Source organism: Hymenobacter sp. APR13, from assembly GCF_000737515.1.
Lineage (GTDB): Bacteria > Bacteroidota > Bacteroidia > Cytophagales > Hymenobacteraceae > Hymenobacter.
In genome coordinates this window covers 2572210-2585664 of sequence record NZ_CP006587.1, presented here as the reverse complement: position 1 = coordinate 2585664, position 13455 = coordinate 2572210, and the positions used below count along the sequence as shown (strand labels likewise).

The 13455-nt window shown below is 60.9% G+C and carries 14 protein-coding genes; 6 read left to right on the top strand and 8 right to left on the bottom strand.

The genetic code is table 11. From position 1 onward, the window contains the following. Positions 1–89 precede the first annotated feature (89 nt). From rpsU to hpf, 3 genes are all read left to right on the top strand, one after another. On the top strand, positions 90–287 hold the full coding sequence (rpsU, locus tag N008_RS10785) for a 30S ribosomal protein S21 (RefSeq protein ID WP_044015913.1): 198 nt from the start codon (positions 90–92) through the stop codon (positions 285–287). Positions 288–435: 148 nt separating this feature from the next. Further along, on the top strand, positions 436–1323 hold the full coding sequence (locus tag N008_RS10780) for a tyrosine-type recombinase/integrase (protein ID WP_044015911.1): 888 nt from the start codon (positions 436–438) through the stop codon (positions 1321–1323). A gap of 39 nt (positions 1324–1362) precedes the next feature. After that, positions 1363–1662, top strand: a complete 300-nt coding sequence (gene hpf, locus N008_RS10775; RefSeq protein ID WP_044015909.1) for a ribosome hibernation-promoting factor, HPF/YfiA family — start codon at positions 1363–1365, stop codon at positions 1660–1662. An 84-nt stretch (positions 1663–1746) separates the two neighbouring features. Here the strand turns inward: hpf and metK are convergent, their stop codons facing one another. Next, on the bottom strand, positions 1747–3009 hold the full coding sequence (metK, locus tag N008_RS10770) for a methionine adenosyltransferase (protein WP_044015907.1): 1263 nt from the start codon (positions 3007–3009) through the stop codon (positions 1747–1749). Positions 3010–3203: 194 nt separating this feature from the next. Between metK and N008_RS10765 the strand changes: the two genes are divergently transcribed. Next, on the top strand, positions 3204–4034 hold the full coding sequence (locus N008_RS10765) for a phosphatase PAP2 family protein (protein ID WP_044015905.1): 831 nt from the start codon (positions 3204–3206) through the stop codon (positions 4032–4034). Positions 4035–4118: 84 nt separating this feature from the next. On the opposite strand, the gene N008_RS10760 is transcribed toward N008_RS10765, so the two are convergent. Then, entirely contained in the window at positions 4119–6599 is a 2481-nt protein-coding gene (locus N008_RS10760; RefSeq protein WP_052381864.1) for a prolyl oligopeptidase family serine peptidase, read from the bottom strand. Between the two features lie 142 nt (positions 6600–6741). Between N008_RS10760 and N008_RS10755 the strand changes: the two genes are divergently transcribed. Next, positions 6742–7320, top strand: a complete 579-nt coding sequence (locus tag N008_RS10755) for a porin family protein (RefSeq protein ID WP_052381435.1) — start codon at positions 6742–6744, stop codon at positions 7318–7320. Between the two features lie 34 nt (positions 7321–7354). Here N008_RS10755 and N008_RS10750 read toward each other — a convergent pair whose 3' ends face one another. The 3 genes from N008_RS10750 to N008_RS10740 all read right to left on the bottom strand — a co-directional run bounded on the left by N008_RS10750 (position 7355) and on the right by N008_RS10740 (position 10045). Next, positions 7355–7987 (bottom strand): hypothetical protein, encoded by a 633-nt coding sequence (locus N008_RS10750; protein WP_044015901.1) that lies wholly within the window; start codon positions 7985–7987, stop codon positions 7355–7357. 59 nt (positions 7988–8046) lie between these two features. Continuing rightward, positions 8047–9342 (bottom strand): APC family permease, encoded by a 1296-nt coding sequence (locus N008_RS10745; protein ID WP_044015899.1) that lies wholly within the window; start codon positions 9340–9342, stop codon positions 8047–8049. Between the two features lie 181 nt (positions 9343–9523). Further along, entirely contained in the window at positions 9524–10045 is a 522-nt protein-coding gene (locus tag N008_RS10740) for a DUF2480 family protein (protein ID WP_044015897.1), read from the bottom strand. A gap of 84 nt (positions 10046–10129) precedes the next feature. On the opposite strand from N008_RS10740, the gene N008_RS23565 reads away from it, so the two are divergent. Continuing rightward, positions 10130–10300: a hypothetical protein gene (locus tag N008_RS23565; protein ID WP_197062837.1), complete on the top strand. Its 171-nt coding sequence runs from the start codon at positions 10130–10132 to the stop codon at positions 10298–10300. A 12-nt stretch (positions 10301–10312) separates the two neighbouring features. On the opposite strand, the gene tsaB is transcribed toward N008_RS23565, so the two are convergent. From tsaB to N008_RS10725, 3 genes are read right to left on the bottom strand one after another with little or no spacing between them, the layout of a single operon-like run. Next, a complete protein-coding gene (tsaB, locus tag N008_RS10735) occupies positions 10313–11008 on the bottom strand; it encodes a tRNA (adenosine(37)-N6)-threonylcarbamoyltransferase complex dimerization subunit type 1 TsaB (RefSeq protein ID WP_044015894.1) in 696 nt (231 codons plus the stop codon). Then, the gene (locus tag N008_RS10730; RefSeq protein WP_156109227.1) at positions 11008–11688 is read right to left on the bottom strand and encodes a hypothetical protein; all 681 of its coding nucleotides are present in this window, start codon (positions 11686–11688) and stop codon (positions 11008–11010) included. Before N008_RS10730 ends, tsaB begins: the two co-directional genes overlap by 1 nt. Before the next feature lie 59 nt (positions 11689–11747). After that, a complete protein-coding gene (locus tag N008_RS10725) occupies positions 11748–13439 on the bottom strand; it encodes a S41 family peptidase (protein ID WP_052381434.1) in 1692 nt (563 codons plus the stop codon). Positions 13440–13455 lie beyond the last annotated feature (16 nt).

Sequence of the window (13455 nt, the reverse complement as noted above, 5' to 3'; positions counted from 1 at the left end):
CCAGGATTTTGTGGAATCCGTTTTTAATCTTCCAACTCTCTGATTATCTTTGCGGCCCTTCATAGAAGAGTTTTCAACCCCACTGACATATGATCATCGTACAAATCAAGGAAAACGAGTCGGTTGACCGCGCCCTCAAGCGTTTCAAGAAGAAGTTTGAGCGCACGGGCGTTCTGAAAGAGCTGCGTCGTCGCACCTTCTTCCAGAAGCCGTCGATCACCAACCGTAAGCAGAAGCAGAAGGCCATCTACAAGCAGGTGACCTACGGCAACGAGGCTAACGCCTAGCACTCTGCTGCTTCCCGGGTTAAAAACCGGCTGATGCCCACTTGTGGCGCGTCAGCCGGTTTTTTTCGCGTCCTGACAATCCGGATTTTTTTCTTCCCCTGAAATCCATACATTGGTTATCCGGCCCTAGCGGCCGGCTCTCTAATGTATGGATTTGTTTTTTGCCTACCTGCGGTCGGAACGACGCTACAGCCCCAACACGCTGCTGTCGTACCAGACCGATTTGCGCCAGTTCTCGGAGTATCTGCGGGCGACGTACGAGCTGGAAGAACCGGCCCAGGCCGACCACACGCTCATCCGCTCGTGGGTGGTAACGCTGATGCAGCAAGACCTGGACCCGCGCACCGTAAACCGCAAAATTGCCTGCCTGCGCTCCTACTACAAGTTTCTGCTGACCACGGGCGTCATCGGGCGCAACCCCATGCTGCGCATCAAGGCCCCCAAAATGGCCAAGAAGCTGCCCGACTTCGTGCCCGAGGAGAGCCTGAACGGCTTGCTGAACTCGTTTGCGTTTGAGGATACGCTGGCTGGCCGGCGCGACCAGCTGATTCTAGAGCTGCTGTACGGCACCGGCATCCGGCTGTCGGAGCTGCTGGGCATCCGGCCCGATGATGTAAGCCTGGCGGCGCGCACGGTGCGCGTGACGGGCAAGGGCAACAAGCAGCGCCTCGTGCCGCTGAACCCTACGCTGGTGACCGTACTGACCAGCTATATAGCGTTCCGGCAACGCGAGTTTGGGGCAGAAGGCAACGCCCACTCCGCGCTCCTCGTTACGGATAAGGGCGAACCGTTGTATGAAAAGCTGGTGTATCGGACTGTGAAGCACTATTTGAGCCAGATTACTACGGCGTCGTCGCAGCAGCATCCGCACGTGTTGCGGCATTCGTTTGCCACGCACTTGCTCAACAAAGGGGCTGACCTGAACGCCATCAAGGAATTGCTGGGCCACGCCAACCTGGCGGCCACCCAGGTATACACGCACTTATCCATTGACAAGCTGAAATCTGTTTTTGAACAGGCCCATCCAAAGGCCTGAGTTGTGTTCCTTTTTCTTACCTCCCAAACCCTACGACCGATGAAAGTACAGATGCATTCGGTGCACTTCGACGCCGACCAAAAACTGCTCGATTTCATCCAGAAACGCCTCGACAAGCTCGAAACCTTCTATGACCGCGTCACGGAAGGTGAAGTGATTCTGAAGCTGAACAACAAAGACGGTATTGCCAACAAGACCGTGGAAATAAAGCTGCTCGTACCGGGCGCCACGCTGTTTTCGCAGGAAGACGCGCCTTCGTTTGAAGCCGCCGCTGATGCTGCCTCCGAAAGCCTGAAACGCCAGATCACCAAGCACAAAGAGAAAATCTTGGCCCACTAAGCGTATCGTATTTACAAATAAAAAGCCCCGTCTGATTCCTCAGACGGGGCTTTTTGCGTTTTACGGCACAGGCTGAAGCCAGTGCTACAGGCCGAACTCGGCCTTGATTTTGTCGACGTAGTCGAGCTTTTCCCAGGTGAAGGTTTCCACGGTGCGGGTGTTGCCGGCGGCGTCCTTCACCTCTTTGGTGCCGGGCTGGCGGCCCATGTGGCCGTAAGCGGCCGACTCGCTGAAAATGGGGTTGCGCAAGCCCAGGCGCTGCACGATGGCGTAGGGGCGCAGGTCGAAGAGGCGCTGCACTTTCTCGGCAATCTGGCCGTCGGTGAGCTTCTCGCCGTGGCCGTTGCTGGCCTGCGTGGTGCCGTAGGTGGTCACGAATACGCCCACGGGCTGTGCTACGCCGATGGCGTAGGCTACCTGCACCAGCACCTGGTCGGCTACGCCGGCCGCCACCAGGTTTTTGGCGATGTGGCGCGCTGCGTAGGCCGCCGAGCGGTCTACTTTGCTGGAGTCCTTGCCCGAGAAGGCACCGCCACCATGGGCGCCTTTGCCGCCGTAGGTGTCCACGATGATCTTGCGGCCGGTGAGGCCGGAGTCGCCGTGGGGCCCGCCGATAACGAACTTGCCGGTGGGGTTGATGTGGTAGATGATGGCGTCGGTGAACAGGCTCTGCACCTCGGGGCTGAGCTGGGCCTTCACGCGGGGCACCAGAATGGTTTTGATGTCCTGCTCGATCTGCCGTAGCATGGTTTGCTCGTCCTGGTCGAACTCATCGTGCTGGGTGCTCACCACGATGGTTTCGATGCCCTCGGGCGTGTTGTCGTCGGCGTAGCGGATGGTTACCTGGCTTTTGGCATCGGGGCGCAGGTAGGTCATTTCCGTGCCTTCGCGGCGGATTTTCGACAGCTCCTGCAGCAGGCGGTGCGAGAGGTCGAGGGCCAGCGGCATGTAGTTGGGCGTCTCCTTGGTGGCATACCCGAACATCATGCCCTGGTCGCCGGCGCCCTGCTCTTCGTCGCTGGCGCGCTCTACGCCCTGGTTGATGTCGGCCGACTGCTCGTGCAGGCGGTTCATCACCTCGCAGGTGTCGGCGTTGAACAGGTACTCCGGCTTGTTGTAGCCGATGCGGCGGATTACCTCACGAACAATCGGCTCGGCCTCTACGTGGGCCTTCGACTTGATTTCGCCGGCTACCAGCGCGAAGTCCGTGGTGACCAAAGTTTCGCAGGCTACTTTGGAAGCAGGGTCCTGGCGAAGATACTCGTCGAGAATAGCGTCAGAAATCTGGTCGGCTACTTTATCGGGGTGGCCTTCCGAAACAGATTCGGAGGTGAACAGGTACGGCATCAGCTTGTAGGGTAGAGTACGCGAGGGGCCGGCAGCCCCTGCCCTGCGGTTGGAGCAGGGCTACAAAGCTACTATTTAGTTGGGAGTTGAGGACTATCCGATTGGCAAGACTCATACAGATGCTGCTGGCCGCCCGGCTAACCTCGGCAATACGTTTTCCGTTGTAGCGCTACTCTCCTCTATTCACTTTTACAATGAAGAAACTCTCCTCTCTGGCACTGGCCACCAGCCTGCTCGCCGTAAACGTGCCACAACACGCGCAAGCCCAAAAAGCCCGCTCTCCATACCAGACCCGCTTTGCCGTCGACGCGCCCATCACGGGCGGCTTGGCAGCCCTCAGCGTGGCCGGGCTGCTGCTGGTGCAAAAGAAAGACGGCCTGACCAATGAGCAGCTGGCGGCCCTCAATAAGAACGATATTCCGAAGTTCGACCGGTTTTCGGCGGGCTATTACAGCGAAACCGCCCAGACGGCCGGTGACCTGATTGTGTATCCGTCGTTGCTGATTGCGCCGGGCTTGCTGGCCCTGGACCAGGATGTGCGCGGCCGCTACGGACAGGTGCTGGGGCTGTATTTCCAGAGCATGCTGGCGGCCGATGCCACGTTCACCATGACCATCGGCAACGTGACGCGCTACCGGCCGTTTCTGTACGGCACCGAAGGCGGTGGCAGCCGCAACAGCAAGATTGCCACCAACTCGTTTTTTGCCGGCCACACGGCCCACACGGCCGCCGCTACATTCTTCGCCGCCAAAGTCTACCACGACTTCCACCCCGATTCAAAAGCCAGACCGTTCATCTGGACGGCGGCTGGCGTAGTGTCGGTGGCAGAGGCCTACACGCGTCTGGAAGCCGGCAAGCACTTCCTCTCCGACAATATTGTGGGGCTGGCAGTAGGTGCCACGGCGGGCATTCTGGTGCCGCAACTGCACAAGAAAACCGGCAACTCATACAGCATCAGCCCGGTGCAGGGCCTCAACGTGAATGGCTACTCCTATTCGGGTTTGTCGTTGACCAAGCGGCTGTAGACGGTTCAAAAAACACCACGATACTTCAGCAAAAGGCCCTTGCCGCATGGTGCGGCAAGGGCCTTTTGCTGTCAGGCGAGCAGCTTAGTTGCCGCCGCTACTGGCGCCGCCTGTGGCCGGGCTGCCGGGCTTCAGGTTGGTTTCGAATAGCTTCAGGATGCGCTTGTATTCGTCGGTCCAGGAAGAGGGCTCCACGAAGCCGTGGTCTTCGACGGGGTACACGGCCAGCTCCCAGTTCTCCTTTTTCAGCTCGATGAGGCGCTGCGAGAGGCGCACGATGTCCTGGAAGTGCACGTTGGTGTCGACCATGCCATGGCACATAAGCAGGGCACCTTTCAGGCCGTTAGCGTAGTAAATCGGCGACGAGCGGGCGTAGGCGACGGAGTCGTTGTAGGGTTCGTTGAGGATGTTGTCGGTGTAGCCATGGTTGTAGTGGGCCCAGTCCGTGACGGAACGTAGGGCGGCGCCGGCCCGGAACACGTCGGGCTGGGTGAACATGGCCATGAGCGTGATGAAGCCACCGTAGCTGCCGCCGTAGATACCGATGCGCTGGGCACTAACGCCATATTTCTCGGCTAGTAATTTGGCCCCGTCGACGTGGTCGGTGAGGTCTTTGCCGCCCATGTAGCGGTAGATGCCGGTGCGCACGTCGCGGCCGTAGCCGGCCGAGCCGCGGTAGTCGATGTCGAGCACCGTGTAGCCTTTATCCACCAGCAGATTGTGGAACATGTACTCGCGTGAGTATTGGCTCCACCACTTGTGGGCGTTCTGCAGGTAACCGGCGCCGTGCACGAATATCACGGCCGGGCCCTGGGCGGTGGGGTTGGCGGGGCGGTAGAGGCGGGCGTACACGTCGGCGCCGTCGCGGGCCTTGATGGTGATGATTTCGGGGTCGCGCCAGGCGTAGCTCTCGAACTCGGCCGTGGTGCTGTGGGTGAGCTGGCGCATTTTGGCGCCGGGCTTGTTGTCCATCAGATACAGCTCCCAGGGCTTGTTGGTGTAGCTGTGGCGCACGGCCAGCTGCCGGCCATCCGGCGAAACAGTGGCCTCGTTGGCGCCGTCGCGGGTGGTGATTTGGCGGAGCGCGCCGCCTTCCAGCGGCAGGTGGTAGAAGTGCTGCACGCCGGGGTGCGTGGCATTGGCCGTGAGGTACCACGTCTTTTTGTCGCGGCTGAGTTCGGCTTTCTGCACCTCAAACTTGCCGCTGGTCAGGGCCTTTTTCTGGCCCGAAGTCACATCCACGGTGTAGAGGTGCGAGTAGCCGGTTTCTTCGCTCTGGAACCAGATGCGGCGGTTGTCGGGCATCCAGCCCACGTTGCCGGCTCCGTACCCGATGCCAGGGCCGTTTATCCAGGCTTCGTCGCGCTGCCGGTCCAGGAGCTTGATTTTCTGGCTGACCGGATCCAGGGCCACAATCCAGCGGTCCTTGTTGTCGGCGGAGCGCACCACCAGAAACGCCCGCTGCCCGTCCTCCGACCAGAAGGGCCCGAACGGCTGCACGCGGCGCAGCTCGGTGGCGGGCTTGGGCTGGCTGGCTTTGGTAGCGGCCGCCTTGGCCGAGTCGGCGGGCATGGGGGCCTTGGCGGGCAGCTGGTACTCTTTGCGGTAGGCGGGCTGCTCGTCGAGGCCTTTTAGCTCGCGGTAGCCGAGCACGAAGGTGGTATCGCGGGCCAGGTCGTAGACGCCCAGTTCGTAGGCCGTCTGGGGCGCGCCCACCTTGGTGCGGGTGCTGATGTCTTCGGTAAAGCCGGAAGCCGTGACGAAGCTGGGCACCAGCGCCACCTTTTCGGCGGCCGGCTCCTGCACCAGCGTGTAGGTCACGTAGCGGCCATCGGGGCTGAGCTGCAGGTTGTCGATGGCCTGCTGGCCAATCCAGATGGCTTTGGGGCGCAGACGGGCCAGGGCCTTCTGCTGCCGCTCGCGGGCCAGGCGGTCCTGGTCTTTCTGCCGGATTACGTCGAACAGCGCCAGCTGCTGGGCCCGCAGGAACCGCTCCGACTTGTCGGTGGGCTGGCCGTTGGCTGGCTTGCTGCCCTTGCGGAAGTCGGTGCGCTGGGTGGTTTCGCCGGTGGCAGGGTCCCAGGTGTAGAGGTTCTGGGCGCGCACGTAGCTCACCATGCGGCCGCGCATGGCAAACGCAGGGTCGGTTTCGCGCTCGGCGGTGTTCGTGACGCGGCGCACTTTGCGGGTTTTCAGGTCGAGCAGGTAGATATCACCTTCCTTCTCATACACCTTGCGGGTGTAGGCCTGGTCGTACTCGCCGGTGCTGGCGGGCAACTCCCGCTGCTCGCGCGGACTCACCTTACGCGGGGCTCCGGCGCTGCCGGCGGCCACCTGGTACAGCGAGTCACGGCGGTTTTTCTCGGGGTTCCAGCTGAAGTAGATGGTGCGGCCGTCCTCGCCCCAGTACACGTTGGAGGGCGCGGTGCCCAACCACTGCGCCTGGTCGCGCATGATTTTCTCGACGGTAAGCGGGGCCAGTCCGGCGGAAGGCGTGGCGGGCGTTTGGGCCAGAGCCGGGGCCGACACGGCCAGCAGCAGCCCTAAAAAGCGTAGTTGGTGCATCATCAAAGCTACAATTCGAATTGAAAGATTGCCGTAGAGACACAATTGCAGACGCAGCGTTGCCAGCCCCATGCAGTGAGAACCACTGTTGGCCGGCGCTTCATTATTGGAGGGAAACAGCCCTGAATCCTATCTTCCGCCCATGAAAAACCTATTCCTATCCGGTGCTACCTTCCTACTAAGCACTGTTTTTATATCCGCCAGTGCGCAAAACGTCCGGTTGGGTATAAAAGCAGGCGTTAACTATGCTGGTGTCACGTCGCCCAACTACGAGGGGCCACAACGCCGTTGGGCACCCGCTGTGGGAGTATTCGCCCAGGTGCCGCTATCTTCCGACGGGTTTCTGATGCTACAGCCCGAGCTCCTGTACTCACAGAAAGGCTCAAAAATCACCTATGCTAGTGGCACGTATACCGACCGATTTCACTACCTGGATTTGCCCATTTTGGCCAGAATCAATGCAGGCGGTTTGTTCTTCGAGGTAGGACCACAGATTAGCTACCTGGTGGCTGTCCGCAACGAAGGTCCTACCGGCACCTTCACCGATACAGAAGGCGCTAACCGCCTACAGGCGGGTGGGGTAGCCGGCGTGGGATATCAACTGCCGATGGGATTGGGCCTGGGCGTGCGCTACACCCATGATTTGGTGCGCATTACCCGGCAAGGCCCGCGCAACTCAGTGTTTCAGGCGCAGCTAAGCTACCTGCTCGGCAGTCGATAGCCCGATGAGCGTGCCACAACGCTACTGCTAGCCCCTACAACGTCCGCAGCTCCTGCGCCAGATTGCGGCGGGCGGCGGCATCGAGCTGCTCCCGAAAACCGGGCGTGTGGTAGAGCACCGGCGCCTCCAGCAGCTTCTGCAGCACCTTGCGGCGGCCACGGCGGTAGAGCAGGCCCGGCACCAGGCGGTACTCCTGCCGCACCTGCCGGGCATATTCCTGGTAGCGGGCTTCGGAAGCACCCAGGATGGCCAGATCGGCATCCAGGAAAAACAGCAGGTCCGGGTCGTCGGGCGGCTGGGGCTGGGTGTGGTCGTGCGTGCGCTCAATCAGGAAGGCCACCCGCGCCTGGCGTTCGGCGGAAAGGGAGGTTATTGTCAGAAATTCGCGAGCCAGCTCGGCGCTCTTCGCTTCGTTGTCGGAGCGCAGCGCCTCGTACACGGCATCGTGAAACCACACGGCCAGTTGCACTACTACCGAATCTTGCAGCTGGGCGGCGGCTTGGTCAGTGGCATCGAGCAGCGCCTGAATGTGGGTGAGCGTGTGGTAGTGACGGCCCGGGGCCTCGTAGGCCTTGGTCAGCTGCGTGAGCATGGCGGTGCGGGCGGCTTCATCGGGCAGTAGCGGGGCCGTGAGCTGGTGCCAGCGGGTGGCGAGGGTGATGTCCATGTGGTAAGGCAGGGAATAGGCGTTTCTGATGTGACGAGGCCGACCGGCAGCGGGCCGGCTTACCGTCGCCGGCTCAGCGCGTAGGGCACCAGCCCCGCCAGCACGGTCAGCAGGCCGTAGAGCGACTCGGTGGGCTTGTCGTGGATGATGAACCAGAGCGTCCAGGCGCTGAGGGCCAGGAACAGCAGCGGCGTGACCGGGTAGCCCCAGGCGCGGTAGGGCCGCGGCAGATTCGGCTCGCGCCAGCGCAGCACAAATAGCCCCAGCACCGTCAGGAACGTGAACAGGTTGAGCACGAAGCCCGCGTACAGCAGCACCTGCTCGAAGGTGGCTGTGACGATGAACAACAGCGTGAGGGCGGTTTGCAGCAGCATGGCCCGCACCGGAATGCCAGCCGCACTCAGCTGCGCCAGCGGCCGCAGCGGCGGCAGATCTTCCCCCATCACCTGCACAATGCGCGGCCCGGCAAAAATCATGGCGCTGATGGTGGACACCAGCAGGGCCGCAATCAGCCCGCCCATCAGCCGCCCGCCCAGCGGCCCAAACAGCTCCGTGCCCGCAATAAAGCCGACTTCGGCCTGCCCGGCCAGCTTGCTGATGGGCGTGGAGTACAGGAAAACGAAGTTCAGGGCCACATACAGGGCCAGCACCAGCGCCGTGCCCGTGAGCAGGATGCGCGGCAGCGTGCGTTGCGGCTCCTGCACCTCGCCGGTGGCGTACACGGCCGCGTTCCAGCCCGAGTAGGCATACGACACGTACACCAGCGCTACCGCAAACGCCGGACTCAGCAGCTCGCGTCCTGCCTCGGCCGACGGCGCAAACGACAGTCCCTGCGGCACGGCCACCACCAGCCCCACGCCCACAAACGCCACCAGCACCAGCACCTTCACGGCCGTCACGACGAGCTGCAGACGGCTGCCGGCACGGCGGCTGCTGGCGTGTACCGCCGTGAGGGCCAGCACCACGCCCACCGGCAGCAGCAGCGGCGGCAGCCCCGGCCACACGCTGCCGGCGTACTTACCCAGCGCCATGGCCGCCAGCGCCGTAGGCGCCGCAAACCCCACTGTACTCGATACCCAGCCCGACAGAAAGCCCACTGCCGGGTGGTAGATGCGCGACAGGTAGTGGTACTCGCCGCCCGAGCGGGGCAGGGCCGTGGCCAGCTCGCCGTAGCTCAGCGCCCCGCATAAGGCCACCAGCCCGCCCACAGCCCACAGCATCAGCAGCGCAAACCCGCTCTTGATATCCGTCACCTGAAACCCCAGGCTGGTAAACACGCCGGTGCCCACCATATTGGCCACCACAATGGAAATGCCGGTCAGAACGCTGATTTTGTAGGGGCTGGCTTGGGGCATACGGAGCAGAAGTTGTGGGCCAAAGATGCACAAACCCCTGCTGCCGCTGCGTAAGCTACCAGCCCAAAAGCAAAAGCCCGGCAGCAACGCTACCGGGCTTCAAATAGGACACCAAATCGTCAGGCTCCTCCTCTCTTCTGAAGAGGGGGCCGGGGGGGTGAGGTCCAGCACAGGCTAAAACCTATGCTACACTAACCTTCGGCTTTTTATACAGCGGCACGGTGCTGCACGGCTCGCCGTACATCACGCTGCTCACCACGGGCAGCAGCTTCTGCATGATAGCCACGTAGGCGTAAGTCGGCACGGGCTTCTCGCCGCAGCCCTTCACCACCACTTTGGCGTCGCGGTAGTCTTCGGCATTGATGCCGGCAATGGCTTCCTGAAACAGCTCCTGCTCCAGCGCCTCCAGGCTCCCGAACACGTAGCGGTGGGCATGGCCCTGCAGCTTGCTGGCCAGCAGCATGTAGGCCCAGGTGGGCACAATGGCATCGGCCGAGCAGATGATGGCCACGTTCTGGCCGTCGTACTGGCTCCAGTCGTGGGTTTTCACGAACTCGCGCAAATCCTTTTCGCGCAGCATCAGGCCGTGAAACAGGTTGTCCTTGATGTCGTACACGACCCGCTCGCCGGGGTGCAGCAGTTCCTCCAGGTTCAGCGCCGTAAGGGCACTGCTGGCGACGCGGTTGACGAATAACGGTTCCATGAGAAAGGCAGGATAAACAAGCGAAACAAAACTTCAAACAAAGCAACGACCACAAAAAGTTGTTGACCGGTCAGACTCCTCACCATGAAAACAAAAATCTGCGCCCATTGTCAGACCGAGGCAACCACGCTATACCGCATCCAAACGCCGGCCGAAGGCAAAAGCTGGATTTTCGTCTGCGAAAGCTGCTGCCTGAAGGCCAAACCACTGCCCGGCTACCGCTACGGCGGCACCTGGCAGGGCTATCGGCACTAGCGCCGGCGCAGCTCAGCTTTTCGGGGTAGTGGTGTACACCTCTTTCAGGTAAAACGGCTCGTAATACGCCACGTCGCGGGACTCCTGCCGGGCGTAGGCTTCCACCGCCAGCGCACCCACAGCCACTGCCGAAGGCTCGATGCCGGTCAGAAACGCCACGTTCGGGTTGCCTTCCGCGAGCGGCCGGAATTTCACCGCGCCGTTTCCGAAGCACAACACGCGGTGGTGGGTGGTTTGTTCGGTTAGCGCGGTTTCATCGAGGATGAGCGGCGTGGGGGCCAGCACTTCGGCCCCATCGGGGCGGTAGAGGGCGGTGTAGACTTCCATACGGCGCGCGTCCAGCATGGGACACAGCAGCTGGTCTTCGGTGGGCACGGTGGCAGCGGCCACCTGCCGGGCCAGCGCCGCCAGGGTGCTCACGGCCAGCAGCGGAATATCCAGCGCGTAGCACAGCCCCTTGGCGGCAGCAGCCCCAATCCGCAGCCCCGTGTAGGAGCCCGGCCCGTCGCTTACGGCCACGGCCGCTACGTCAGCCAGGGTGTGCAGCGTGTTTTCCAGCAGCTGGCTGATGAGTACGCTCAGGTGCGAGGAGTGCGACTTCTCCAGCCGCAGCTCCGACTGCCCTACCAGCCGGCCATCGTCCAGCTGGTGCAAAGCCACAGAACAAACAGCGGAAGACGTTTCGAGAGAGAGGATGAGGCTAGGCATTAATAGATTTCGTCGGGTTTAGCAGGGTATTTACTGAGCTTCAGCAGCCGCAGACACACTAGCTTAATTGGATGCCGCTGCAAATCTGTCGATACTTCATGGTATTTCCCTTTGTAGTACACCTGCAACGTCCAATTGGAACCGTCGGTGTGAGCACCAGCAGAGTAGACAGGGCGCATTTGCCAGAAGCCAATGGAGTCTAAAAGAGCCAGTAATGGAGGGCGTTGGTTCACTGGTAGAATTTCAACCCCTTGCCGATGCACGAAAGGCAAAACTTTACCATAGCAGCGGTCATCCTTTCTGGTAGGGCAGTCGTGGTTTATACGCCGGATATCCTGCTTGTACGTGGCGAACCATTCTTCATATTTCTTCACGACTCCTGCAGAATCGTAGAATTCCGGCCGGTTCTCAAGCCTGACCACTGTAAAAGGATGAAATGAGCGGCTCCAGAAGAAGCGAAGCATTATCCGGGAAGTGTCCCGAATCGTAAGATAATCCTCCTCATGATTCCGAACATAAAAGACTTGGCGACGCTGCTCATCAGTCAATTCAGTGTTGAAACGAACAGTGTCAATCCACGCATTAGCAGGTGTTGCTAAGTTCTCGGCAATCGGCTCAGTTTTTTGACAAGCTATAACAGCCATGAGCAGCATAGCAAAGCACAGTCGGTGTAGTTTCATAGAAAAGCAAAAGAGCAGATTCTTGGTGGAATCTGCTCTTTTGCTTTTACAAATCTTGACTACTTCGCAGTGCCGGCTCCTTTGGTGGCGCTGGCGGCGCGGCCGTTGGGGCGGAGCAGGGCGGCGTAGCGGTTGGGGTCGTTGAGCACGCTCATGGCCATCAGGATGTTGGGGTCGTCGTCGAAGGTGGCTTCAATCTGGCCCTTCTGGAAGTAGTAGCGCGACACGATCTCCTGCTCCAGCAAGTCCTTGATTTCCGGCTTGAAGCGGGTCAGGTCGTTGCCTTTGTTGGTGCTCACCTTGCGGCGCATGGCCTCCAGCTCGGTTTTCACGTCGTCGTAGTGCTTCTCTTCCTTCACCTTTTTGGTGAGGTCGTTGATGGCCTTCTCGGCGTCGGTGCTGTAGCTGATATCCTTGCCCTTGAGGTAGTCCGTGAACTTGGCATAGTCGGCATCCGAGAGCTTGAACTGCCGGGCCGGCGCAATGGTGGCGTGCTCGGCGCGGTAGCGGGTGGCGTAGTCGAAGAGGTAGCTTTTCTGCAGCAGCACCCGCGTGATGTCGGCAATTTCGCGGTCCTGCACTTCCACGTCAGGCGCCACACCGCCGCCGTCGTACACGGTGCGGCCGGCCTGCGTTTTGAAGGCTGTGCGCAACGAGTCGGGCACTTTGCCCAGCGTGCCATCATCCGCCCGATGAGCATAATCGATTTCCTGGATGCAGCGGCCGCTCGGGATGTAGTATTTGGCGGTCGTCACCTTCAACTGCGAGTTGTAGCTCAGCGGCCGGGTTGCCTGCACGAGGCCCTTGCCAAACGTCCGCTCCCCTACCACCACGGCGCGGTCGTAGTCCTGCAGCACGCCCGACACGATTTCCGACGCCGACGCCGACCGGCTGCTTGTGATGATAACCACCGGAATCTGGGTGTCCAGCGGCATGTCCAGCGCCTTATAGGTCTTGTTCCAATCGGAAACCTTGCCCTTGGTGCTCACGATGTCCAGCCCTTTGTCCACAAACAGGTTGGAGATGTTCACCGACTCGTTGAGCAAACCGCCGGGGTTGTCGCGGATATCGAACACGATTTTCTTGGCCCCCTGCTCCTTGAGCTTGGTGAGGGCCATGCGCACTTCCTTGCCGGCATCCACCGTGAAGCCCGACAACTGGAAATAACCGATATCGTTGGTGAGCATGCCGTAGTACGGCACGTTGTCCACCTGAATCTTGTCGCGCGTGATGTTGATTTCCACCGGCGCGTCCTGGCCATAGCGGGTCACCATCAGCTTCACCAGCGAGTTGGCCTGCCCCTTCAGCAGCTTGCTGATGTCGGAGTTGTTCTTCTTCTCAACATTGACACCGTTGATGGTCAGAATCTCGTCGCCGGGCAGCAGACCCGCCTTCTGGGCCGGATAGCCTTCGTAGGCAGCCTGCACGATGGTTTTGCCGTTGCGCTTCACCACTACCGCCCCAATCCCGCCGTACTGGCCGGTGGTCAGGGTCCGGAAGTCCTCAATGTCGTCTTCGGGAATGTAGTTAGTATAGGGGTCCAGCGACTTGAGCATGGCGTCGATGCCCGTCTTCACCAGCTTGGCCGGCGGCACCTCGTCGACATAATAGGTATTCACCTCCTTGAACAGGGTGGCGAAGATGTCGAGGTTCTTGGCGATTTCGAAGTACCGTTCGTTGTCGGAGCGGAAGGAAACCAACAGCGCGGCCCCGCTCAGGAGGGCACCGGCCACAATAGACTTGTTGCGCATAGACAGGGGAAGGAGC